The 23,376-nt window shown below is 61.4% G+C and carries 20 protein-coding genes; 10 read left to right on the top strand and 10 right to left on the bottom strand.

The window, feature by feature from the left end; genetic code table 11:
- Positions 1-105: 105 nt before the first annotated feature.
- The 4 genes from M0D64_RS23415 to M0D64_RS23400 form a co-directional block, all read right to left on the bottom strand.
- A complete protein-coding gene (locus M0D64_RS23415) occupies positions 106-1,722 on the bottom strand; it encodes an ABC transporter substrate-binding protein (RefSeq protein WP_154562431.1) in 1,617 nt (538 codons plus the stop codon).
- A 67-nt stretch (positions 1,723-1,789) separates the two neighbouring features.
- The gene (locus M0D64_RS23410) at positions 1,790-3,064 is read right to left on the bottom strand and encodes an FAD-binding oxidoreductase (RefSeq protein WP_266259449.1); all 1,275 of its coding nucleotides are present in this window, start codon (positions 3,062-3,064) and stop codon (positions 1,790-1,792) included.
- Positions 3,065-3,118: 54 nt separating this feature from the next.
- Positions 3,119-3,787 carry a haloacid dehalogenase type II gene (locus tag M0D64_RS23405; RefSeq protein WP_154562435.1) on the bottom strand — a complete coding sequence of 223 codons (669 nt, stop codon included), beginning with the start codon at positions 3,785-3,787 and terminating at the stop codon, positions 3,119-3,121.
- Positions 3,788-4,086: 299 nt separating this feature from the next.
- A complete protein-coding gene (locus tag M0D64_RS23400; RefSeq protein WP_266259448.1) occupies positions 4,087-5,589 on the bottom strand; it encodes an aldehyde dehydrogenase in 1,503 nt (500 codons plus the stop codon).
- 278 nt (positions 5,590-5,867) lie between these two features.
- On the opposite strand from M0D64_RS23400, the gene M0D64_RS23395 reads away from it, so the two are divergent.
- The 4 genes from M0D64_RS23395 (at position 5,868) to M0D64_RS23380 (ending at position 9,840) form a co-directional block, all read left to right on the top strand.
- Positions 5,868-6,761: a GNAT family N-acetyltransferase gene (locus tag M0D64_RS23395; RefSeq protein WP_266259447.1), complete on the top strand. Its 894-nt coding sequence runs from the start codon at positions 5,868-5,870 to the stop codon at positions 6,759-6,761.
- 6 nt (positions 6,762-6,767) lie between these two features.
- Positions 6,768-7,694, top strand: a complete 927-nt coding sequence (locus M0D64_RS23390; RefSeq protein WP_266259446.1) for a glyoxylate/hydroxypyruvate reductase A — start codon at positions 6,768-6,770, stop codon at positions 7,692-7,694.
- A 197-nt stretch (positions 7,695-7,891) separates the two neighbouring features.
- Positions 7,892-9,289: an aspartate aminotransferase family protein gene (locus tag M0D64_RS23385; protein WP_266259445.1), complete on the top strand. Its 1,398-nt coding sequence runs from the start codon at positions 7,892-7,894 to the stop codon at positions 9,287-9,289.
- Positions 9,290-9,342: 53 nt separating this feature from the next.
- A complete protein-coding gene (locus tag M0D64_RS23380) occupies positions 9,343-9,840 on the top strand; it encodes an Lrp/AsnC family transcriptional regulator (protein WP_120295970.1) in 498 nt (165 codons plus the stop codon).
- A gap of 12 nt (positions 9,841-9,852) precedes the next feature.
- On the opposite strand, the gene M0D64_RS23375 is transcribed toward M0D64_RS23380, so the two are convergent.
- The 3 genes from M0D64_RS23375 to M0D64_RS23365 form a co-directional block, all read right to left on the bottom strand.
- Positions 9,853-12,138, bottom strand: coding sequence for an LPS-assembly protein LptD (locus M0D64_RS23375; protein ID WP_266259497.1), 2,286 nt, complete (start codon positions 12,136-12,138; stop codon positions 9,853-9,855).
- Positions 12,139-12,284: 146 nt separating this feature from the next.
- A complete protein-coding gene (locus M0D64_RS23370) occupies positions 12,285-12,686 on the bottom strand; it encodes a hypothetical protein (RefSeq protein WP_266259444.1) in 402 nt (133 codons plus the stop codon).
- Entirely contained in the window at positions 12,679-12,858 is a 180-nt protein-coding gene (locus M0D64_RS23365) for a hypothetical protein (RefSeq protein WP_266238649.1), read from the bottom strand. The genes M0D64_RS23370 and M0D64_RS23365 overlap by 8 nt, the downstream gene beginning before the upstream one ends.
- Positions 12,859-13,193: 335 nt before the next feature.
- Here M0D64_RS23365 and bamA point away from each other — a divergent pair, with 335 nt between their 5' ends.
- Positions 13,194-15,503, top strand: coding sequence for an outer membrane protein assembly factor BamA (gene bamA / locus M0D64_RS23360; RefSeq protein WP_266259443.1), 2,310 nt, complete (start codon positions 13,194-13,196; stop codon positions 15,501-15,503).
- Between the two features lie 356 nt (positions 15,504-15,859).
- On the top strand, positions 15,860-16,558 hold the full coding sequence (locus tag M0D64_RS23355) for a winged helix-turn-helix domain-containing protein (protein WP_266238647.1): 699 nt from the start codon (positions 15,860-15,862) through the stop codon (positions 16,556-16,558).
- Between the two features lie 80 nt (positions 16,559-16,638).
- On the opposite strand, the gene M0D64_RS23350 is transcribed toward M0D64_RS23355, so the two are convergent.
- Together M0D64_RS23350 and M0D64_RS44900 are read right to left on the bottom strand one after the other, a co-directional pair.
- Positions 16,639-16,977 carry a hypothetical protein gene (locus M0D64_RS23350; RefSeq protein WP_266259442.1) on the bottom strand — a complete coding sequence of 113 codons (339 nt, stop codon included), beginning with the start codon at positions 16,975-16,977 and terminating at the stop codon, positions 16,639-16,641.
- Between the two features lie 123 nt (positions 16,978-17,100).
- Positions 17,101-17,463: a DUF2866 domain-containing protein gene (locus M0D64_RS44900; RefSeq protein WP_308102508.1), complete on the bottom strand. Its 363-nt coding sequence runs from the start codon at positions 17,461-17,463 to the stop codon at positions 17,101-17,103.
- Positions 17,464-17,719: 256 nt separating this feature from the next.
- Between M0D64_RS44900 and M0D64_RS23340 the strand changes: the two genes are divergently transcribed.
- Positions 17,720-19,384: an ATP-binding protein gene (locus tag M0D64_RS23340; RefSeq protein WP_266259441.1), complete on the top strand. Its 1,665-nt coding sequence runs from the start codon at positions 17,720-17,722 to the stop codon at positions 19,382-19,384.
- The gene (locus tag M0D64_RS23335) at positions 19,381-20,088 is read left to right on the top strand and encodes a response regulator (RefSeq protein ID WP_266259439.1); all 708 of its coding nucleotides are present in this window, start codon (positions 19,381-19,383) and stop codon (positions 20,086-20,088) included. The genes M0D64_RS23340 and M0D64_RS23335 overlap by 4 nt, the downstream gene beginning before the upstream one ends.
- A gap of 56 nt (positions 20,089-20,144) precedes the next feature.
- On the opposite strand, the gene M0D64_RS23330 is transcribed toward M0D64_RS23335, so the two are convergent.
- A complete protein-coding gene (locus M0D64_RS23330; RefSeq protein WP_266259438.1) occupies positions 20,145-21,086 on the bottom strand; it encodes a LysR substrate-binding domain-containing protein in 942 nt (313 codons plus the stop codon).
- Positions 21,087-21,222: 136 nt separating this feature from the next.
- Between M0D64_RS23330 and M0D64_RS23325 the strand changes: the two genes are divergently transcribed.
- Positions 21,223-22,305 carry a tartrate dehydrogenase gene (locus tag M0D64_RS23325; protein ID WP_266259437.1) on the top strand — a complete coding sequence of 361 codons (1,083 nt, stop codon included), beginning with the start codon at positions 21,223-21,225 and terminating at the stop codon, positions 22,303-22,305.
- 55 nt (positions 22,306-22,360) lie between these two features.
- Positions 22,361-23,344 carry a succinylglutamate desuccinylase/aspartoacylase family protein gene (locus tag M0D64_RS23320; protein WP_154562465.1) on the top strand — a complete coding sequence of 328 codons (984 nt, stop codon included), beginning with the start codon at positions 22,361-22,363 and terminating at the stop codon, positions 23,342-23,344.
- Positions 23,345-23,376: the final 32 nt, after the last annotated feature.

Here is a 23,376-nt window from a genome sequence, read left to right as displayed (position 1 = left end):
GGTGAAGCCGCACGCCGCGAACAAGCGGCGTGCGTATTGCCGGGTTCGACTTCCCAGTTCGTCAGACTGGAAACCCTTTGTTACTGTCCGTCAGGCACGGCCGGCTCAAGCATCCAGCCAGACGTTTTCCGCGAACATGAAGCCCATCAGGCCGGCCAGCGGAATCGAGCCAAGGCCCTTGAGTTTCGTCGTGTATGCATCGAGCGAACTCTGGAACAGCGGAATGCCGACGCCGCCGTTTTCATGCACCAGCACCTGCATGTCGCCGTAAATCTTCTTGCGCTTCGCATCGTCCGGTTCGCCGCGTGCCGCAAGCAGCATCTGGTCGAACTTCGGGCTCTTCCAGTTCGCTTCGTTCCACGGTGCGTCCGACTTGAAGAACTGGGTAAAGATCACGTCGGCGCTCGGGCGCGCGTTGACGTTGCCGAAACCCAGCGGATGCTTCATCCAGTGGTTCGACCAGTAGCCGTCGGACGGCACGCGCGACACCTGCAGGTTCAGACCGGCTTGCGGCGCGACCTGCTGCAGGAACATCGCCATTTCAACCGACCCTTCCGCTGCCGGCGACGCGAAAATCTGGATCGGCGCGCTGCCGACCTTCGCCTTCTGGAAATAGAACTTCGCCTTGTCCGGATCGAAGGTACGTTGCGGCAAACCGGCCAGGTAGTACTTGTTGGTCGGATCGATAGGCTGGTCGTTGCCGATCGCGCCGTAACCCTGGAAGATCGCGCGGCGCATCTGCTCGCGGTCCTGCAGGTACATCATGCCTCGCCGAAAATCGTCGTTGCCGGTAATGCCGCCTTCGTCGCGAACAACCAGGTCGGTGTACAGACCCGTCTTCGTCTCCAGCACGGAGAAACCGCCGGCGCCCTTGATCTGCGTGGTCGAACGCGGGCTCACCGCGTTGATCAGTTGCACGTCGCCCGAGAGCAGCGCGTTCACGCGCGCGGATTCGTCGCCGATACCGATCAGTTCGACTTCGTCGAGGTGCGGCAGGCCCGGCTTCCAGTACTTCTCGTTCTTCACGCCAACCGTACGCACGCCCGGCGAGAATTCCTTGACCTTGAACGGGCCGGTGCCGACCGCCGTTTTGAAATCCTTGGTGCCGTCCTTGATGATCTGGAAATGCGAGGTGGCGAGAATCACCGGCAGATCGGCGTTCGGACCTTCGAGCGTGATCGTCACTTCGTTCGGACCCGTCGCCTTCACTTCCTTGATCTGATCGGCGAGCGTCTTCGCTTTCGACGCCGTCGCCGGGTCCTTATGGCGCATGATCGAGTACACGACGTCTGCCGGCGCGAGCGACTTGCCGTCGTGGAACTGCACACCGGGGCGCAGCTTGACGACCCACACCGTCGCATCCGTCGTCTCCAGCGAGGTGGCGAGCGCCATCTTCGCGCCGAGATGCGAATCGAGTTCGGTCAGGCAGTTGTAGAACATGAAGCCGCGGACATAGTCCGTGCCGAGCGCCCCCTTTGCGGGATCAAGCGTGTCGGCGGCCGATGCGGACTGCGTTGCCACCCGGATCTTGCCGCCCTGCTTCGGCTTCGCTTGCGCAAATGCCTCGCCGCTCGCGGTCAACAGGCCGGCGCCCGTTACCGACATCATCCCGGCCGCGGCCATCGCGCGCAGCACGCCGCGCCGCGACGTGCCTTTTGACGTCAATCGCTCCAACTCGGTGCCGAGTTGAAGAGCGCCATGTTGTGAGGTTTCCTTATTCATCGAACTTCTCCGCGAGGGTGACAGGGATAGCAGCGTGGTTTCTAGTGGCAAATACAACAGTGAAGAATCAATAGAAAATGTCTTTGATGCGGTAGTACGTCCCCACCAGCGGCAGGAACCAGGGTTTGCCGGTGTGGCCTGGAATCGCGGGCCACTCGGACTCACGCCACGGATTGCGCTCTTCGTGGCCATCCATCACGTCGGCCATCACCTGGCCCATGTGCGTCGACATCTGCGTGCCGTGGCCGCTGTAACCCAGCGAAAAATAGATGCCGTCGTGCTGCCCGGCATGCGGCAGGCGGTCCGCGGTCATGTCCACGAGGCCGCCCCAGCAATAGTCGATGCGCGCATTAGCCAGCATCGGGAACATTGCGGCGAGCCCCTGTTGCAGAATCCTGCCGCTCTTCGCGTCCGAAGGCCGCTCGGACGCCGTAAAGCGTGCACGGCCACCGAACAGCAGACGCGAATCCGGCGTCACGCGGAAGTAGTTATGCATCAGCCGCGTGGTGGTATACGCGCGCCGGTTCGGAAACACCTGTGCCAACAGTTCCGGCGACAGCGGTTCCGTCACGACGATGAACGAACCGACCGGCGCAAGCCGCCGCCGGTACCAGCCAAACGGACCATGCCGTGAGGGACCGGTGGCGATCAGCACCTGCTTCGCGCGCACTTCACCGCGTGCGGTGGTGACTTTGAAGCCGGCGCCGTCCTTCGCGATCGCGGTGACCGCCGCGTTTTCATACAGCTTCGCACCGCGACGGACTGCGGCATCGGCGAGTCCGACAGTGAACTTGCCCATATGCATCTGGCCGCCGTGCCGTTGCAGCAACCCGCCGTAAAAACTGTCCGACTGGATTTCGCTGCGAATCCGCTCACGTCCGATTAATTCGATATCCGTATCGACTTCGCGCCGGATCAACTCCGCCGTCTTCTCCAGATGCGCGAGGTGATGCGGTTTCGAGGCCAGCTTCAGCTTGCCGGTCGCGCTGTAATTGCAATCGATGTCTTCCTCGCGAATCAGACGCTCGACCGTATCGACCGCATCCGAAAACGCGCGGTAGCAGGCACTCGCCCGCTCCACACCGAGTTGCGCGACCAGCGCGACGAAGTCCTGTGCGACGCCGGTATTGACCTGCCCGCCGTTGCGCCCGGACGCGCCGCCGCCGATTCGCCCCGCGTCGAGCACCGTCACCGAAGCGCCGCGCTTGCCCAAGGCCTGCGCCGCCGACAGCCCGGTGAAGCCGCCACCGATCACGACGACATCGGCCTGGCCCTCGACCGGACCTTCACACGCCGAAACGAGCGGCGGTGCGGTGTCGAGCCAATAGGAATCGAGCTTCATCCGGTCTGTCCTTGAGATGGGCAATGAGCGAGGCGGTAAATGTGCAAACGTCGCTTACAGGCCGAGTTCCGCGGCCAGATGCGGAATGTCGTTGACTTCGTAGTACTGGTAGTACGGCGTCGACGGTTCGTGGCCGCGCTTGACGAAGGCCTTGTGTTTGACTCCCATGTCATGCACTGTCATCAGGTCGTAGCGCAGGCTCGACGACACGTGCAGCACGTCTTCCGGATTGCAGTTCAACTGGTCGAACATGTATTCGAAGCCTTGCATGCGCGGCTTGTACGACTGCGCCTGCTCGGCGGTGAAGACTGCGTGGAACGGCGCGCCGAGCTTGTCAACGTTGCTCTGGATCTGGTTGTTCGATGCGTTCGACAGAATCACCAGCTTGTACTTCTTCGCCAGACGCGAAAGGCCTTCCGGTACGTCCGGATGCGGACCCCAGGTCGGCACCGCCGTGTAGATCTTCTCGGCTTCGACTTCATTGAACTCGACATTCATGCGCTTGCAGGCGCGGCGCAACGCATTGACGACCACGTCGCGATACGGCTTCCATGCACCGAGCACTTCGTCACGACGATAGCCGGAGTAAAACGTAACGAGCTTCTCCAGGTCGTCGCCTTGCAGCACGTGGCCGAACATTTCGCGGGTCATGTCCGCCATGCGAAATTTGGTCAGCGTGCCGTAGCAGTCGAAGGTGATGTACTTCGGTTCGAATTCGATCATGGTGCAGTCCTATCGTGGTGGTGAACCCACATTGAGTTCAGTGACGAAAACAGTTGATGCTCATTCCTGTTAAAGATTTAATCAGCGCAAAAACATAGATGTTCCTGATTAGGGCGCTGCTGATGACACAAACCATGCGTTTTGAGGCCGTTGCGCAGCACAGTCTGCGGTGGACGGGCTGAAAGCCCCGTCCGTATTGGCGTTGCGGGATTCGATGCTGATCGACTCGTTGTACCGGCCGGTGAAAGCCGAACCCGTGGAACCGCGTACGGGTTTCCGCTTACGAGTCATTGCTGACATCAAGCACGCAAGTCGATCAACACGCTCTTGAAGCGCAGGTTAGCCTCGTAAGCCTGACGACCGAGGTCCTTGCCGATGCCTGAACGCTTGTAGCCGCCGGTGGGGATCATGAAGTCGGAGGTGCGGCCGTAGCGGTTGACCCAGACCGTCCCCGCTTCGAGGCCGCGTACGAAGCGCAGCGCCCGGCCGAGGTCGGCGGTGTGGACGCCGGCAGCGAGGCCGTACTCGGGATGCTGGGCGAGCGAGAGTGCTTCTTCTTCGGTGTCGAAGGTTTGCAGCGTCAGCACAGGACCGAACACTTCTTCGCGCACGGCTTCGGAGTGAGCGGTGACGTTCGTGAGCAAGGTAGGTGTATAGAACGCGCCATTCGCCCCACCCGCCGCCCCGCCGTCGGCACGCACGCCGCCAAAGCGCAGCGTCGCCCCCGCCTCCAGCGTGCGTCCGACGATCCCTTCGATGCGCGCCGCCTGTGGCGCGGAGATGATCGGCGACAACGTAGTGCCTGCGGCCCATGTCGCGCCAGGTTTCAACTCGGCGAAGACCTTGCCGATACGCTCGGCGAGCGGCTCCGCCAGGCTTCGCTCGACCAGCAGACGCGAACCCGCGACACACACCTGGCCGGCGTTGCCAGTAATAGCGCCGGCGATCCGGCGCGCCACGTCGTCGAGACGCGAGGCGTCGGCGAACACGATTTGCGGACTCTTGCCGCCCAGTTCGAGCGTGACCGGCTTCGTGCCGCTGTTGGCGCAGGCCGCCATGATCGCGGCGCCGGTACGCGTGGAACCGGTGAAGGTAACCTTGCTGATCTTCGGATGGCGTACCAGTTCGTCTCCGGTTACGCGACCGTCACCCTGGATCACATTGAAGATGCCCGCCGGCACGCCTGCCTGCACAGCCAGTTCGGCGAGCCGCAACACGGAGAACGGCGTCATCTCCGAAGGCTTCAACACGACGGCGTTGCCCGCCGCCAGTGCGGGCGCGATCTTCCACGACGCCATCACCAGCGGGAAATTCCATGGCGCGATCGCCCCGATCACGCCGTACGGTTCCGCGATCGTCATGCCGAGGTGGTCATGATCGGTAGCGGCCACGTCGCCGCCCACCTTGTCGGCGAACTCGGCGTAGAAGCGGATGCCCTCGGCAGTGAACGGCACGTCCCAGCCAACTGCCTGAGCAATCGGACGCGTCGAACCGAGCGCCTCCAGACGGCCCAGGAACGGCGCATCGGCTTCGACCAGCTCGGCGAAACGGCGCAGGATCTTCGCGCGCTCACGCGGCGCCATGCGCGCCCAGCCGCTCGTTCTGAAAGCCTGCCACGCGTTCTCCACCGCGCGGTCTACCACCCCGGCGCCGGCGAGCGGCACTGATGCATAGATCACCGCGTCCGAGGGGCGCGCCACCTCGATGCGGCGCTCACCGCCGCGCTCGTTCTCGTCGACATACTCACCGCCGATGAAATGCCCGCTGCGAATCGCGACGTCGTCCGGATTGAAGCTGTCCATGAGAAAGATTTCCTGTGTGACTGCTGTGGGTCCCGGGCGGTGCGTCTCGACCGCGCCGCCGCCATGGCAAAATCGTAGAGCCAGAGGCGCGGCATATATCGCCGACAAAAATCCCCACGCAGCAGAACACGCTTGTAATGCGCGATGAAACGTGGTGTTTTGCATCGATTTACGATGCGGCCATGTCGGGCGGCCCGGATAAAAAGATCGTCCTAGTCACACCGCGCACCGAATGACAAAGTGACGGCGTAAGCCTTCAGCCATCCAGGGAGTACGGCGTGTCCGATTCGATTACCTACAGACGCTTTACCCACGAGGACATCGCCGCCGCGCATGCGCTGACGGTCGAGCTCAAATGGCCGCATCGCCCGGACGACTGGAGATTCGTGGCGCAACTCGGCGTGGGTTTTGTCGCGGAAGATGCGAGCGGCGTGATCGGCACGGCGTTGTGCTGGAAATACGGCGCCGACCGGGCCTCACTCGGGATGGTGATCGTCTCCCCCGAGCAGCAAGGGCGCGGCATCGGCAGGAAGCTGATGGATCTGGTGCTGGAAGAACTCGGCGGCCGGGTCACGTTGCTGCACGCCACCACGGCGGGGCAGCCTTTGTATGAAAAGCTCGGCTTTCGCGCGATCGGCACGCTCGACCAGCATCAGGGCGCCGCATTTCAGCCGCCCCTCGTTTCATTGCCGCCCGGGGAACGTCTGCGCCCGCTCGGTTCAAGCGATACGGCACGACTGGTCGAACTGGCCTCGCAGGCAAGCGGTCTGGATCGCGGAGAAGTCTTGCCCGCACTGTTGAGCGCCGCCGACGGCATCGCCCTCGATCGCGACGGCGAACTGGTCGGCTTCGCCCTGTTTCGCCGCTTCGGACGGGGCTTTGCGATCGGACCGGTGGTCGCACCCGAGTCGGAAGATTCGAGCCGCGCCAAAGCGTTAATCAGCCACTGGCTCGCGCTTAACGAAGGCGTGTTCGTGCGCATCGATACGCCGGGCGAGAGCGGGCTAACCGAATGGCTGGAACAGTTGGGGCTGCCGCGAGTGGATACGGTCGTCAAAATGGTTCGGCACGCCACGCCGGCTGATCTTGCGAGCGCTAGCAACACCAGCACCAGCGCCGGCAAGGACGCGCCCTATCTGCAATACGGCATCATCAACCAGGCAATCTGCTGACCCACCATGGCCTTCCTTTATAAAGCCGACCCGGCACGTGGCGCGCAATGGGCCAAACTCTTCGCACAGAAAGCACCGAACCTGCCATTCCACGTCTGGCCCGATCTCGGCGACCCGGCCGCGATCCGCTACCTCGCCGCCTGGCAACCGCCGGAAGATCCCACTCGCACCTTCCCCAACCTCGAAATCGTGTTCTCGGTCGGCGCGGGCATCGACCAGTTCGACCTGTCGGGCGTGCCGGCGCATATACCGGTGGTGCGGATGATCGAGCCGGGCATTATTGAAGGGATGGTCGAGTACGTCACGCAAGCCGTGCTGACGATACACCGCGATCTGTTCGACTATGGCCATCAGCAACAACAGCAGGTCTGGCGTGAACTGCCCGCCCAGCCGGCCAGCGCTCGTCGCATTGGCGTGCTTGGGCTCGGCGTGCTCGGCACGGCGGTGCTGGAAAAGCTGCGGCTATTCGGCTTCGCCTGCGCGGGTTGGAGCCGTTCGCCACGCGAGATCAAAGGTGTCGATTGCTATGCAGGCGAAGGCGCGCTAGATGAGTTTCTCGCCCGCACCGACATTCTGATCTGCCTGTTGCCGCTCACGCCAGCCACACGCGGCCTGCTCAATGCGGAACTGTTCGCGAAGCTGCCGCGCGGCGCGTCGCTGATCCAAACTGGGCGCGGTCCGCATCTGAACCAGCCGGATCTGCTGACAGCGCTGGACAGCGGCCAGTTGCACAACGCCATTCTCGACGTCACCGATCCCGAGCCCCTACCCGCCGGTCATCCGTTGTGGACGCATCCACGTGTGCGCATCACGCCCCATATCGCCAGCTCGACGCGCCCCGAGACCGCCGTCGACGTGGTGCTCGAGAACCTGCGCCGCCATCGCGAAGGCCTGCCGATGCTCGGTCAGATTGACCGGACCCAGGGATATTGACTCTGGGACACTGAGCGCAGCGCTGAATGGAACCCCCACCCGTCGCGGCTTTTCAGCGTCCGCAGCAGAAAATGCTGAGGCCGCACATCAAAACGCGTCGGATGCGCTTTTCAGACAATTGTTTAGGTGAGCGGGCGATCGTCGTGGGTCAGTAGTATGGAACGGTCAACAGCCCTTCCCCGCGACGAGAAACCATCATGCCGATTCATTCGCTCATTGAAGCCGACCGCAAGCATCTGATTCACCCGGTCATCAACTACCGCGCGCACGAAGCCCGCGGCGTCACCGTCCTCGAATCGGCCAGCGGCGCGTTCCTGCGCGACGCGGCCGGCAACGAACTACTCGACGCCTTCTCCGGCCTGTGGTGCGTCAACGTCGGCTATGGCCAGCAAAGCATTGTCGACGTCGCCACCGAGCAGATGAAGAAACTGCCCTACGCGACCAGCTATTTCCATTTCGGCTCGGCCCCGGCGATCGAACTGGCGCAAAAGCTGGTGGAGGTGTCGCCCGCTTCGCTGCAACACGTGTACTTCACGCTCGGCGGTTCCGATGCAGTGGATTCGGCGATCCGTTTCATCACGCACTATTTCAACGCAACCGGACGGCCGTCGAAGAAACACATCATCGCGCTGCAACGCGGCTACCACGGCTCGTCGACGATGGGCGCGGGGCTGACCGCCTTGCCTGCGTTCCATCGCAATTTCGATCTGCCGCTGCCGAACCAGCATCATCTGCCGTCGCCGTACGCGTACCGCAACGATTTCGCCGACGACGCCGCGTTGATCGCCGCCTCGGTGGCCGCGCTCGAAGCCAAGGTAGCCGAACTCGGCGCGGACAACGTCGCAGCCTTCTTCTGCGAACCGATCCAGGGCTCGGGCGGCGTAATCGTGCCGCCGGTCGGCTGGTTGAAAGCGATGCGCGAAAGCTGCCGTAAGCTCGGCATTCTGTTCGTCGCCGATGAAGTCATCACCGGTTTCGGCCGTACAGGTCCGCTATTCGCATGCCAGGGCGAAAACGTCGAACCGGACCTGATGACGGTGGCAAAGGGTTTGACCTCAGGCTATGCGCCAATGGGCGCCGTGCTGATGTCTGACGAAATCTATCAAGGTATCGCCGATGGCGACGCCGAAGCGATCGTCGGCCACGGCCATACGTATTCGGCGCATCCGGTCAGCGCGGCGATTGGTCTCGAAGTGCTGCGCCTCTATCACGAAGGCGGCCTGCTTGCGAACGGCGTGGCACGTGGCCCGCGTTTCGCCCGCGGCCTCGACGCGCTGCTCGCGCATCCGCTGGTGGGCGACTCGCGCCATCGTGGCCTGCTCGGCGCACTCGAACTGGTATCGGACAAGGACAGCAAGGCAGGTTTCGATCCTGCGCTGAAACTGTCCGAACGGATCGCCGCGGCGGCGTATGAAAACCGCCTGATTTTCCGCGCGTTCGGCGACAATATTCTCGGCTTCGCGCCGGCGCTGTCGTACACCGAGGCCGAGTTCGATCTGATGTTCGAGCGCCTTGAAAAAACCCTCGATGACGTTCTCGGAGAAGCCGATGTCCGGGCCGCGCTGAAGGTCAAAATTCATGCCACTGCGTGCTAGAGTAGAGGGCCCTTCGAGACCCTTTCACCCATCGCCGGAGCGATAACGTTACGATGAGCAGCGACAGCAAGCTGGACCGGATTGACCTGCGCATACTTTCCCAGTTGCAGAAGAAAGGCCGCATAACCAACGTCGAGCTTGCCGACGCGGTCGGCCTTTCGCCCAGTCCTTGCCTGATCCGCGTCAAGCGTCTGGAGAAGGCCGGCTACATCATCGGGTACGGCGCGCAGATCCAGCTCGAAAAGCTCGGCGACGTGCAGATCGTGTTTACCGAAGTCACGCTCGCCGATCATCGGCGGGAAGACTTCATCAAGTTCGTGAATGCGATCAAAGACGTCGACGAAATCGTGGAGTGCCATCTGGCGAGCGGCGGCTACGATTACCTGCTGAAGTTCGTCACCCGCAGCGTGAGCCATTATCAGAGCATCGTCGAGGGTCTGCTGGAACGTGATATCGGCATCGAGAAGTACTTCAGCTACGTGATCATCAAGTCGCCGTTCGTGAAGAGTCACTATCCGCTCGAAACGCTGTTCTCGCAGAATCACAACTAGTCCAGCAGCCCGTTACGGATAATCGCTGAAGCGGGATGTCGGTTCGGTTTCCGTTGTCGCCGGTGTATAGCCCGGCACATTCGCGCGAAACTGATTGAGCAGACCGTTATCGACCTGCGAAAAGCCTTTGAGCTGAAGTTGCATCAACACGCGCGTGCCGGTGCTCGGCGACGTGGTCGAGCTGGTGGCGTTGGTGTATTTCTCGAACGCCACGCCGAGCGACCAGCAATCCGCGTCGTATTGAAGTCCCAGCAAGCCCGCGATCAGCCGATGGGTGCTCATGTCGTAATTGACACGCGCCACGCTCACAACGTTGTGCAATAAGGGCCATTGCTCGGACACGATGAACTGATTGACCGGTTGAAAATCGAGCGTGCTGTTGGCACGCGTATAGCGATACGCGACATTCAACACTTGCCGTGAAGCCGGCGACCAGCCAAAGCCGGCTTCCGCATTCGTCAGGTAGTGGTTGGCCTGACTGTACTCCACCGCCTGTTCCGCTGAAAAACCCGCCCCCAGCTTGTACGACGCGCCGCCAATCACACTCGTGCGCGCAACGGTGCCAATTGCATCGTCTGTGTTGAGCGTCACGCGTGGCGTGCGAAAGTCGTATTGCTCTGCAAGGACGAAACGGGATCGTTCGTCACCGCTCGAAGCATCGATGAAACGCGTCGTCAGCGCCGCCGTGAGGCGGTTAGCATCGGACACCCGGTCATTGCCGACGAAGCTGTTGGGCATGAACAGTTCCGCCAGCCCGAAATCGGCCGTCGCCGTATCGAACAGCGGCGCGAATGCCTGGTTGCGGTAAGGCGTGTACACATAGAACAGCCGCGGTTCGAGCGTCTGGATGTACGACTGCCCGAAGAGCCGCACGCTTCGCTCGAAGCGCATGCCCGAATCGAGGGTGAAGGTCGGCACGTTGACGTCGAACGTCTTGGGCTGCCCGGCAGGCGCATCCGATCCGATCGTCGTCAGGTCGTAGGCGGCGAAATGCCATGCGAGCTTCGGCGTGATGAACCAGCCAGGACGCTCGATCGGATAGCTGACGTACGGGTTGAAAACGAAGCGGCTGCCTTGCGTCGCATCGGCCGACGAAATCGTGAAGCGCGTTGCATCCGCTTCGGCGCCGAAGTCGAAGCCCCCCACGTTATAGCGTGCGTAGTGAACGTTGACCTGCGGTTCGCGGTTATAGGTCGAGTCGCTTGTAAAAGCCTGCCAACGTTGCTCGCGAGCCAGCACACTCCACGGCCCGTTTGAGTAAGTCAGACCCGCTTCCTGCTGATACAGCGTGGTGGAACCCGTCGGAAACGCGACACCCGACGCAAGATCGGTCACCACCGTCGAGTCCGACACCCGGCTGTAGTTGACGTAGGCGCCAAAGCCCGAGCCGAGGTTCCAGTTCTGATTCAGCGCGATCGAGTAACGATCGGTGTTGGTGATCGCGTCGTGTGGCAGCCACGCGACCGAGATCGTCCCCGAATCGTTCGGCTGCAGATAGCGGTAGTCCGCCGTCAACATCTCGCCTCGCTTCGACATGATGCGAGGCGTCAGCGTTAAATCGTAGTTCGGTGCGAGGTTGAAGTAATAGGGCAACGCGACGTCGACGCCGTTGGTCGAACTGATCGAGAACGTCGGCGGCAGGAAGCCGCTGCGCCGTGCGCCGGACAACGGAAACGATAGCCATGGGCTCGTCAGCAGCGGCACGCCCTGAAAAAACAGCACACCGTTGTGCGCGATCCCCTCGTCGTTGCCGCTGTCGATGTCGAATTCGGAGGCCTTCAGATACCACGCGGGGTCCGACTCGCATTGGCAGGTGCTGTACGTACCGTGATGAACGACCGTGCGCTCGTTATCGACCAGATCCACGCGTTGAGCGCTACCCCAGCCACCTGTCAGATGAAACCGGTATTTCGGCACGCTGATGTAGCCTTCATTCGCTTCGACGTAGAGATGCGCGTCCGGGCCATCGAACACATTGCCGTTGTCGACCAGTCGCACCTGTCCATAAGCGTCGGCCTTGTCGGTATCGACGTCGTAGTGCAGTGCATCGCCTTTAACGATCGACGCGTAACGCCGCAGTTGCGCGTGACCCTTCAGCGAAACGTCCGTGGCGGTGGTGGCGGTTACCGAATCGGCGATGGCCGAAGTAACGGACTTGTCGCCCGGCCGCAGGGGTTGCTCGGTCAGTTGCGGATCCAGCCGCAGACCCCAGACACCGTCGAGCGGCTCCGGAATCGCAGATCCGCCGACTAATTGCGCATATCCGGCAAGGGGCACGCATCCAGCCGTACCCAGTATGAAAGAAACGAGAGGCCTTAAGCGTAGGCGTCGAAATACACCGCGTAGTATCAAAACAGATAAGGATCGGAAAGGATGACAGACGCATCAAGGCGAACGGAAGCCCTGACTTGCGTCAGGATGAACAGCGGCGAATGCACACGGTGCTATTGGAGTGTGACGTCGTTAGAGCGGGGGTCCGCTGCTGCGCCTGGCGCGCTCGCAGCGCCGCCCAGCGCCTGAAGCAGATACGGAATCTGCTCCGCAGGCAACGAAAACGACAGCCCCGCGCTGCCGGATAGACGGAACCGGATCACGACCATTTCCATGCCGTTCAGTCGGCCGACTTCCCAACCCTGGCAGTGCAGCGCGAAGCCCATCTCCTGATTGTTATGAATCACGCGGTCGGCGTGCTCTATTGCGTTAGGCAGCGCCACCAGCAGATCGTTGAGCACCGAACGGTGCAGCGCCGCCGTGGGTTGATTGCCGTGAATCAGCAGATATTGACCGTCCGCCGTCAACTGCATATCGGTGATCGAATTCAGCATGAACGTCGACGGATCAGACATGACGTGTGCCCTCCTGCACAAGCTCGGAGCGCCCTGCCGCACCGCTCACCGAGTTGCCGGGCGCAGCGCGAAGCGTGCGCATCGACGCCATTGCCAGACGGACTGAAAAGATCGGCGAGGAACTGACGCGCAAGACAGCCGCAAGAACCGCCGGTGAAAGAAATTCAATCATGACCACTTCTCCAGATCGCGTTACGCAGGTAGCGGAATCGACAATTTGACGATAGCAGTGCAAAGTCGCCGCCAGGTTACGCGCGGACTACGCTTCTTTTGAGTCTGTAACGCATTATTTCGACACTCGCGCTCCAATCGGCGTCCGCCTGCGCGGGCGCTCGATGCGCACCTTGGCGGCCTGAATGGTTGGAAAGTTTTCAGTAACGATCGGCAGAAAACGCGTCCCTATACTTCGCGCTTTCCAGAGTCATGGAACGTCGTTTCGAATGCGTCGCTTGCTTTCGAGCGCTCCCGTCTGCGCTCCGCGCGCTGCATCAGGACTGAAAACCCAAGATGAAACTTCAAGTTTTAACGAACCGTATAGCCGGTGCACTCTCGCTCGTCGGCGTCGCGCTGACAAGCGGGTCTGCCCACGCAGCGCAGCCGTTCGTAGTACAGGACATCCGGATCGAGGGACTGAAGCGCGTCGAACCCGGTACCGTGTTTGCTTACCTGCCCATCAAGCAGGGCGCCACGTTTAACGACGATAAGGCTTCGGAATCGATTCGCGCGCTGTACGCCACGGGCTTCTTCAACGACGTCAATATCTCGACGGAAGGCAATGTCGTCATCGTTCACGTTCAGGAGCGTCCGGCGGTCGGCACGATCGACTTCGCCGGCATTCACGAGTTCGACAAGGAAAACCTGACCAAGGCACTCAATGCGGTTGGGCTTTCGCACGGCCGCTACTACGACAAGGCGCTAGTCGACAAAGCCGAGCAGGAGTTGAAACGCCAGTACCTGACGCGTGGCTACTATGCCGCCGAAGTCACCACCACGATCACGCCGATCGACCGCAACCGGGTCGCGATACTGTTCTCTGTCGCAGAAGGCCCGAGCGCGAAGATCCGCCAGATCAACTTCATCGGCAACAACGTTTTCAGCACGGACACGTTACGCGACGAAATGCAGATGTCCACGCCGAACTGGTTCTCGTGGTACACGAAGAACGACCTGTACGCGAAAGACAAGCTGACCGGGGACCTGGAGCGCATCCGCTCGTACTACCTGAACCGCGGCTATCTGGAGTTCAGCTTCGAGTCGACCCAGGTATCGCTTACGCCAGACAAGAAGGAGATGTACCTCACGGTCACGCTGCATGAAGGCGAGCCGTACACGATTTCGTCGATCAAGCTCGCGGGCAATCTGCTCGATCGCGAGCCCGAGCTGGCCAAGCTGATCAATATCAAACCTGGCGAGCGTTTCAACGCTGAAAAATTGCAGGCAACCACCAAGGCGATCGTCGACAAACTCGGTGAATACGGCTACGCGTTTGCCACCGTCAACGCGCAGCCGCAGATCGATCAGGAACACCACAAGGTCGACCTGACGCTGCAAGTGGACCCGAGCCGCCGTGTGTACGTGCGTCACATCAACGTAGTCGGCAACTCACGCACGCGTGATGAGGTGGTGCGCCGTGAAATGCGCCAGCTTGAAAGCTCGTGGTTCGATTCGAACCGCCTCGCGCTGTCGAAAGACCGGGTCAACCGTCTCGGCTATTTCACCGATGTCGACGTGACCACAGTGCCGGTGGAAGGCTCGCCGGACCAGGTCGATGTGGACGTCAAGGTGAGCGAAAAGCCGACCGGCGCGATTACCTTGGGCGCGGGCTACTCGTCCACGGACAAGGTGGTGTTGTCGGCCGGGATTTCGCAGGACAACGTGTTCGGTTCCGGCACCAGCCTCGCCCTCAACGTGAACACCGCGAAGACCTACCGCACCCTGACCCTGACGCAAACCGATCCGTACTTCACGGTGGACGGCATCAAGCGGATCACCGACGTCTACTACCGAACCTCCTATCCCCTTTACAACTATACCGACACGAGTTTCCGGATCATCACCGTGGGCGCGGACCTGAAATTCGGCATTCCGTTCTCCGAAGCCGACACCGTTTACTTCGGCGCCGGTCTCGAACAGAACCGGCTGTCCATTGATTCGTCGACACCTCAGAGCTACAAGGACTACGTAGCCGAATTCGGCAGCGTGGTGAACAACGTGCCGCTCACGGTGGGTTGGGCCCGGGACAATCGCGACAGCGCACTGGTGCCTAGCCGGGGCTATTTCTTTCAAGCCAATGGCGAAGTGGGCACCCCACTTGGCAACACCGAGTACTACAAGGCGGACGTTCAGGCGCAGTATTACTATTCGTTCGCACGCGGTTTCATTCTCGGCTTGAATCTTCAAGGCGGCTACGGCAACGGCTTTGCCGGAAAAGCCTATCCGATCTTCAAGAATTACTACGCGGGTGGTATCGGCTCGGTACGCGGCTACGACGCGGGCTCACTCGGTCCGACCGACAAGACGACCGGCGACCCGATCGGCGGCTCGCGCATGGTCGTGGCCAACGTCGAGATGACCTTCCCGCTGCCGGGCACCGGCTGGGACCGCACGCTGCGCGTCTTCACCTTCATGGATGCGGGCAACGTCTGGGGCGACGAAGGCAACAGCACCGGCGCCAACGGCTTGCGGTACAGCTACGGCGCGGGTCTTGAGTGGATTTCACCGATCGGCCCACTCAAGCTGTCAGTTGGCTTCCCCCTGATCAAACACTCCACCGACAAGTACCAGGTATTCCAGTTTCAGATCGGCACATCGTTCTGATCACGTCGTTCTGCTTTTCGACGCCCGCGGTCATGGTATGAGGACCGCGAGCGTCACCTGCATCATTCCCTCACGCTTTCAGCCGCGCCCGGGCGCCCAACCGGTATGAATCGGTTCGGGGCCCGTTCAAAGCACATCATCTGCGTCCTCCTGCTCCAATTTCACAAAGTCTCCTCAATTTCACCATTGTTGCTGCGACATTGATATCTATCATTTGCTCATCATCAGAGCGACTCTGTCCGGTCCGCTTTCTGAGTTCGATAGGTCGCTCCAAAGCAGCGGATGGTTGAATTGGCTGAACGTGAATATCGCACGGGCTGCAACCGTCGATTCCGGTTGGGAGGTAACGCAGATTTATGACGATCAGCCTTCTTGTAGTCGAACCCGATCAATCCGTCCGGGATCAGTTGCGCTTTCACCTTCACAAGAACCAGATCGCACTCTCCGTGCTGTACAGCGCGGCTCAGCTTGTCAGCCGGGTGGAACTGGAGTGTCCGTCAGCGATTCTGTTGCGCGCCGAGTCACCGATGAGCGAGGCGCGAGAGGCGCTCCGGCAACTGCGGCTAGCCGGCTACGACATGCCCATCTTCGTACAAAGCACCTCTGATGAGATCGTCGACAAAATTGTCGCCTTCGAATTGGGTGCGGACGACTATATCGTCGACCCAATCGATCCATACGAATTGACCGCCAGAATCAAGCGCGCCGTGCAACGCTGCAACCGGTCGCTTTGCGACGCGCCGGAAATTCGTGAGAAGGTGTTGTTCGGCAGCTACCAGATAGACTTCGCTACGCGGCGTCTGCTCAAGGACGGCTGCGAAATCTCGCTGCGCTCCGGCCAGTTTGCGTTGCTCAAGCTGTTCGCAAGCAATCCGATGCGAATCTTGACGCGTTCGATGGTCAACAGCCAGCTAGGAAGAGCGGAGAGCCAGAAGGCCAGTCTGGATGTTGCAGTCTGCCGCTTGCGCGGCGTGATAGAGGCAGATCCGGCCAATCCCAGGTTCATTCAAACCTTGCGCGGACGAGGCTATATGTTCGTACCGTCGCTCGAATAGCTCGAATAACAACCCTTGCTTGAGGCGGGCAAAAGCGAACGGCATCGCACGACACGTTGCGTGCTTGCCGCCATACCGCGTTACTTTTGACCTTCTTCTAACGCTAGCTGCATGATGGGCAACGTCATCGCGGCGTCGATCACGTCAATGATGTCGATATAGCCGACATAGTCGGAATACAGGTCGCTGGTCGCCGCCAGCAGGCCACCGAATCCGTAATTGAAATCCGCCGAAACGATTGGCCTGAATCCCGAGGCATAGTGTGCCCGTGGCGCGCAGCTATTCAGATCATCGACAACGCCGGCAGAAACGCTGTGATTCCCAAGTGAGAAAGCATTGACGCTCTCCCGGCGCAAACCATGGCGGATCGGAGGGCAGCAGATCGATGCCACGACCAGAACGACGATGAGGATGCGCATAAGGGAAGTGTTCGAAGTTGATCTTGAAAGTCAGACAGCCATAGGATAACGAAGTTTTTTTGGCTCAATTACAATCCCTTTCCGCTGGCCCGACCTACATGCAGCAACCAGGTTCAGCAGCGCTCAACCGCGCCGCAGACGCCCGCGGCCCGCAGGCGTAGCGGGGTCGTCTTCCAGAGTGTGGCGCTGACCGTTGCGATGCATCCGCACGCGCTCCCGAATCTCGGCCGCGGTCGCGGCGCCTGGCACGGCAACGCAAGAGTACTCACCGTTGCGGTTGATCCATTCGACGATCCGGCAGCACTCGCCCCACGGCTGCATGAGCGGTGCGGACACGCGGCAGCCGCGTATCTTCACGACGTCGGTGGCGAGGGGTGCGCTAACGCCGTTTTCAGCCGCGCCGCGGGTTGCGGCAGCGGCGGCTGTCTTTCGGCCGGGCCGGAAACCGCGCGACTCGGCGCGATTCACAGGTGAGGAGACTTGCATGAGATTGCTCCACTGACGGATCTGATCACCGGACATGGCCTCTTTGTCAGGCCATCGTAAAAGTGCCATACCATCATATCCAGACAACACGCAGACACAACGAAGAAAGGATGGAGAAGTTGTGGAGATTCGTCGGTAAGTGTGGATTGACGTAGCATTCATCTAGAATTCAGACATGCAAAGTGAAACTATCCGAATTCGTCCAAGCCGCCCTTTAGGGACCTTTCTCTCGCGCGCGCGGCAGCAGCGAACGAAGATGCGCTTTGGCATTACCTGGAAAATGTTCCTCGCCGTTTTAATCGCTTGCCTGGCGATTTCCCTGACGATGGGCTACGCCTTGCGCGTGAGCTTCGAAAACGGCTTCCTGCACTACGTTCGGGAACGCAACGCCGGGCGCATCAAAGCCGTCATGGCGAAGGTGACGAGCGAATACGCCGCTCACGGCAACTGGAATTTCCTGCGCGAGCATCCCGAAGCATGGCTCACGCTGCTGGACGGCGCCGCGCACGACGCCCTGCGCGAAGAACTCGCCACGGCGCAGATGGGCAAGTTGCCAGGCTGGAGAACCTTTCCCGGGAGTGGCAGCGTGCAGCAACTGCTTGGGCCGCTTTCCGGCCCGTCTGAGGGACCGCACTGGGGCATGCGCCTGCCACCGGCGCCACCCTCCGGTCCAGACATCGCAATGGAACGTGACCGTGTATCGGCAAGCGGTGTCGTGAGCGGCGACAGTCGCTATGACCGGCCGCCTCCTTCAGCGCCATTGGCGTCGTCTCCCGTCTCGCCCCCGTCGCATGACAGCATGACCCGTGACACGCCGCCCGAGGGGCCGCCCGTCACACTCTACGACGCCCGCCATGAACTCGTGGCGAGCACCGGCCAGCCACCCCCACCCGGCAGCACGATGAGACCGGTTGTCTACGTCGGCAAGGTCGTAGGCTGGCTTGCCGTGAACGGGCCCGACACCCTGTCGGACGCCGCCGACATCGCATTCCAGGCACAGCAGAAACGCGCGACCTGGGAGATCGCGGGCGTGGCTATCGTGCTCGCGGCGCTAGTCGCGCTGGTCCTTGCGCGCATCGTGCTCGCACCAGTCAAGCGCTTGATGAATGCGACCCACCGCCTGGCCGGCGGGGACTACACGGCCCGGGTGCCGGCCGGCAGACGCGACGAGCTCGGCCGGCTTGCGGGCGACTTCAACGTATTGGCCGACTCGCTGCAAAAAACCGAGCGCTCCCGGCGCGATTTCATTGCGGATATTTCACACGAGCTGCGCACGCCGCTCGCCGTGCTCCGCGGCGAACTGGAAGCCATCGAAGACGGCGTGCATGTGTTCAACCGCGATTCGCTCACTTCGCTGCAAACCGAAGTGAACATGCTCAACAAGCTCATCGAAGATCTGTACGAGCTTTCGCTGAGCGATGTCGGCGCACTCAGCTATCGCAAAACGCCGACCCATGTCGGGCAACTGGCGCGGGCCTCGATCGAGGCCATGCGGGAGTCGTTCAAGGCGAAACGGATCGAGCTCGACCTGACCTGCATGCCGGACATTGCGGACACGACCTTCGCGGTCGATCCCGCGCGCTTCGTACAGCTGTTGAAAAACCTGTTGCAGAATTCGTTGCGTTATACCGATCCGGACGGCCACGTGCGTGTGTCGCTTTCGCAGAGCGCCAGCGGTTGGCAACTCGACGTGCAGGACTCCCTGCCCGGCGTGCCCGATGCCGCGCTCGCGCACCTGTTCGACCGTTTCTATCGCGTGGACGAATCGCGCAGCCGTCAGAACGGCGGTGCGGGCCTCGGCCTCTCGCTGTGCCACGCTATTGTGACGGCGCATGGCGGCACGATCGGCGCCAAGGCCTCGCCTCTGGGCGGCGTCTGGATCACTGCCCGCTTTCCATCGGAAGGAGACGTGACAACATGACCGAAGGGCGCCCTTCGCACATCCTGATCGTCGAGGATGAACCCAAGCTCGCCGCCGTGCTCGAAGCGTATTTGCAGCTCGAGGGCTTTGTCACCACGATCCTCGACGATGGTCATCAAGTGATGCCCTTCATTCGTTCAACGCCGCCGGCGCTGATGCTGCTCGACCTCATGCTGCCCGGGCGCAGCGGCATGGACATCTGCCGCGAGCTACGGCAATTTTCGGCGTTGCCCGTCATTATCCTGACCGCGCGCATCGACGAAATCGACCGTCTGCTGGGTCTCGAGATCGGTGCCGACGACTACGTCTGCAAACCGTTCAGTCCGCGCGAAGTGGTGGCGCGCGTCAAGGCAATCTTGCGCCGTGCAACGCCTGCCGCGGCGGCTGCAGACGGACTGCCACAGGGGCAACCGGGTTCACAGGGTCTCCAGGTCGACGAGCAGTTTCATCACGCCTTACTCGACGGTAAGGAACTCAAGCTCACGCCGCTTGAATTGCGGCTCCTCGCGCTGCTGATGAAATCGCCGGGACGCATTTTTTCCCGCGACTACCTGCTGAGTCATCTCTACGACGATCACCGCGTTGTCACCGACCGCACCATCGACAGCCATATCAAGAATCTGCGCCGCAAGCTGCAGGGCGCACGGCCGGAGAGCGAGCCTATCGCGTCCGTGTACGGCGTGGGTTACCGGCTGGAAATTTGATCGATAGGATCGGATGCCGCCATGCCGTCTTCATCTGACGCTGGCCGTTTTCGAATTCAGCCCGCCTTTTCCGCCGCCGTTGTATCGGGCGGCGGACTCCATTGCGCGAACTCCTCGCTCAGAAAGTCGACACATACCCGCACTTTCGCCGACTGAGCGAGCCGCGCCGGATACACCGCCCACAGGTTCGCGGGTTGCGTGACATCCGGCAACACCTGCCGCAACTGGCCGCTGTCGAGCAACGGCCGCACGTCCCACATCGAGCGCAACACGATTCCGCGTCCGGCCAACGCCCATTGCACGGCCACCTCACCGTGATTGGTCGACAGCGGTCCCGTGACTTTGATCGATGCCGCTTCACCGCGCGCCGTCAAACGCCAGAGACCGAATGGATGGTCGCGCTCCTTGATCGCGAGACACGCGTGCGACGACAGGTCCGCGAGTTGCCGCGGCGCACCGTGCCGCGCGAGGTATTCCGGCGACGCGCACAGTACCCGGTGATTCGACGCGAGCCGTTTGGCGATCAGATGCGGCGCGATTTCGTCGCCGATACGGACATCGAGGTCGAAGCCTTCGCCGCCCACGTCGACGAGCCGGTCGAACAGATCGAGCCGCACACTCAATTGCGGATACCGGTCGGAGAACCGGGCCAGCGCGGGCGCGACGAAACGGCGGCCAAAGCCGAAGCTGCTGGAGATGCGCAATTTGCCGCCAGGGATGCGGCGCGTAGTGGAAACGTCTTCCACCAGCTGGTCGACGTCGTCGAGAATCTTTTCGGCCCAGGTGTAGACCCGTTCACCAGCCTCCGTAATCGCGACGCGCCGCGTGGAACGGTGCAATAACCGCGTACCGAGCGTAGTCTCGAGCACATTGATGCGTTTGCTGACGTACGCCGCGGACACCGACAGCGCCTCCGCCGCCGCGCTGAAACTCGATTTGCGCGCCACTTCGCAAAACACGCGCAAATCGCCTAGATCGGGTGATGGGACGGCGTTCATAGGTCGCTCGGTCGCAGAAGGGTTTGTACACGATTCGTGCACAGTGGCTTAACTAAAGTGACTATTTTAAGCTCAAACAGCAGGAATAAAATAAGCGCTATCGAACCATCGAAATTCCCAACGGAGGAGCAGGAACATGTCGAAGACCTATCGGATTGCGGTCATACCGGGCGACGGCATCGGCGTCGAAGTGATGCCGGAAGCCATTCGCGTGCTGGAGACGGTGAAAAAGCGCTTCGGCATCGAACTGGAGTATCAGCACATCGAATGGGCGAGCTGCGATTACTATGCCAAGCACGGCAAGATGATGCCGGACGACTGGAAAGCCCAACTGCAATCCGCCGACGCGATTCTGTTCGGCGCGGTCGGCTGGCCCGACACGGTGCCTGACCATATCTCGCTGTGGGGGTCGCTCCTGAAGTTCCGGCGCGAATTCGACCAGTACATCAACCTGCGCCCTGCCCGGCTCTTCGCCGGTGTGCCTTCGCCGCTCGCGGGCCGCAAGGCGGGTGACATCGATTTCTGGATCGTGCGTGAGAACACCGAGGGCGAATATTCGTCGGTGGGCGGCGTGATGTTCGAAGGCACCGAGCGTGAGTTCGTGCTGCAGGAATCCGTGTTCACGCGGCACGGCAGCGAACGCGTGCTGAAGTTCGCTTTCGATCTCGCGCAACGGCGCGAACGCAAGAAGATCACCGTGGCGACGAAGAGCAACGGTATCGCGATCAGCATGCCGTGGTGGGACAAATGCGCGGCCGGCGTCGCGGCGCAATACCCGGATGTCACGTGGGACAAGCAGCACATCGACATTCTCTGCGCGCGCTTCGTGCTCAACCCGGATCGCTTCGACGTCGTGGTTGCGACCAATCTGTTCGGCGACATCCTCTCCGATCTCGGTCCGGCCTGCACGGGCACGATCGGCCTCGCGCCGTCGGGCAATCTGAACCCGGACCACAAGTTTCCGTCGCTGTTCGAACCGGTGCACGGTTCGGCGCCTGACATCGCCGGCAAGAACATCGCCAATCCGATTGCGATGATCTGGTCCGCCGCGATGATGCTCGACTTCCTCGGCAATCACGAAGGCAAGGAACGCGAGGCGCATGACGCGATTCTCGCGGCGATCGAAGCAACGCTGATCGAAGGCCCGCATACTGGCGACCTCGGCGGCAAGGCGAACACCACCGAAGTCGGTCAGGCAATCGCGGCTAAACTCGCCTGAGCCTAACGATCTGTCGCGATCTGTCGATCCTAACCCTCTGCGAGGACACGTTCGAATGAGCATGGAAGCCTATCCCATCGAAGTCGAATTCCCCGATATTTCGGTTCACGAGCAATCGTCGTCCGGCATTGCCTACGTTCATACGTTCGACTCCGGCGTGCCGGGACCGCATGTGATGATCAACGCGCTCACGCACGGCAATGAAGTGTGCGGGGCGATCGTCGTCGACGAACTGCTGCGGCGCGCGTTGAGGCCGCGTCGTGGACGCCTTACGCTTGCCTTTGCGAACGTCGCTGCGTATCGGCGCTTCGACCCGGCAAAGCCCGACGCCGCCCGCTTCGTCGATCAGGACTTCAACCGCGTGTGGACCGCCGCGGTGCTCGACGATACGTCGCGCACGTCGAGCGAATTGACCCGCGCACGCGAGATGCGCCCGGTGATCGACACAGTCGATGCGCTCCTCGATCTGCATTCGATGCATGAGAAATGCAAGCCGCTGATCGTGGCGGGACCGCTGCAGAAAGGCATCGACCTTGCGGTGCGTCTCGGCACACCCGCTACGGTGATCTGCGACGAGGGCCATCCCGAAGGCCGTCGCATGCGCGATTACGAAGGCTTCGGCACCGCGGATAGCGCGAAACACGCCTTGCTGATCGAATGCGGACAACACTGGGAACGAAGCGCAGTCGCCGTGGCTCGCGATACGACCGCACGCTTTCTGCTGCTGGCAGGCGTGATCGATGAAGCCGATCTGCCGGACGGCTGGCTGGCGCCGCTGCCGCCCACCCAGCACATCGTCCGCGTCACACAGCCGGTGGTCGCGACCAGTATGGATTTTCGTTTCGCGGCGCCCTACACCGGACTGGAGATCTTTCCGGAGGCCGGCACGGTCATCGGCTGGTCGAATGGCGAAGCGGTGGTCACGCCTTACGACAACTGCATGCTCGTGATGCCGTCGCTGCGGCAATTGCGTCCCGGTGTCACCGTCGTGCGGCTGGGCAAGATCGAACAAACCGTGACGAACACGAGCGGCCGATGAATCGGCTCATGCACATTCAAAAGGTAAGGTGA

The sequence above is a fragment of the Paraburkholderia sp. WS6 genome (genome assembly GCF_030464835.1).
GTDB lineage: Bacteria > Pseudomonadota > Gammaproteobacteria > Burkholderiales > Burkholderiaceae > Paraburkholderia > Paraburkholderia madseniana.
The sequence above is the reverse complement of the archived record's forward strand: the minus strand, read 5'-3'. Positions and strand labels throughout refer to the sequence as shown.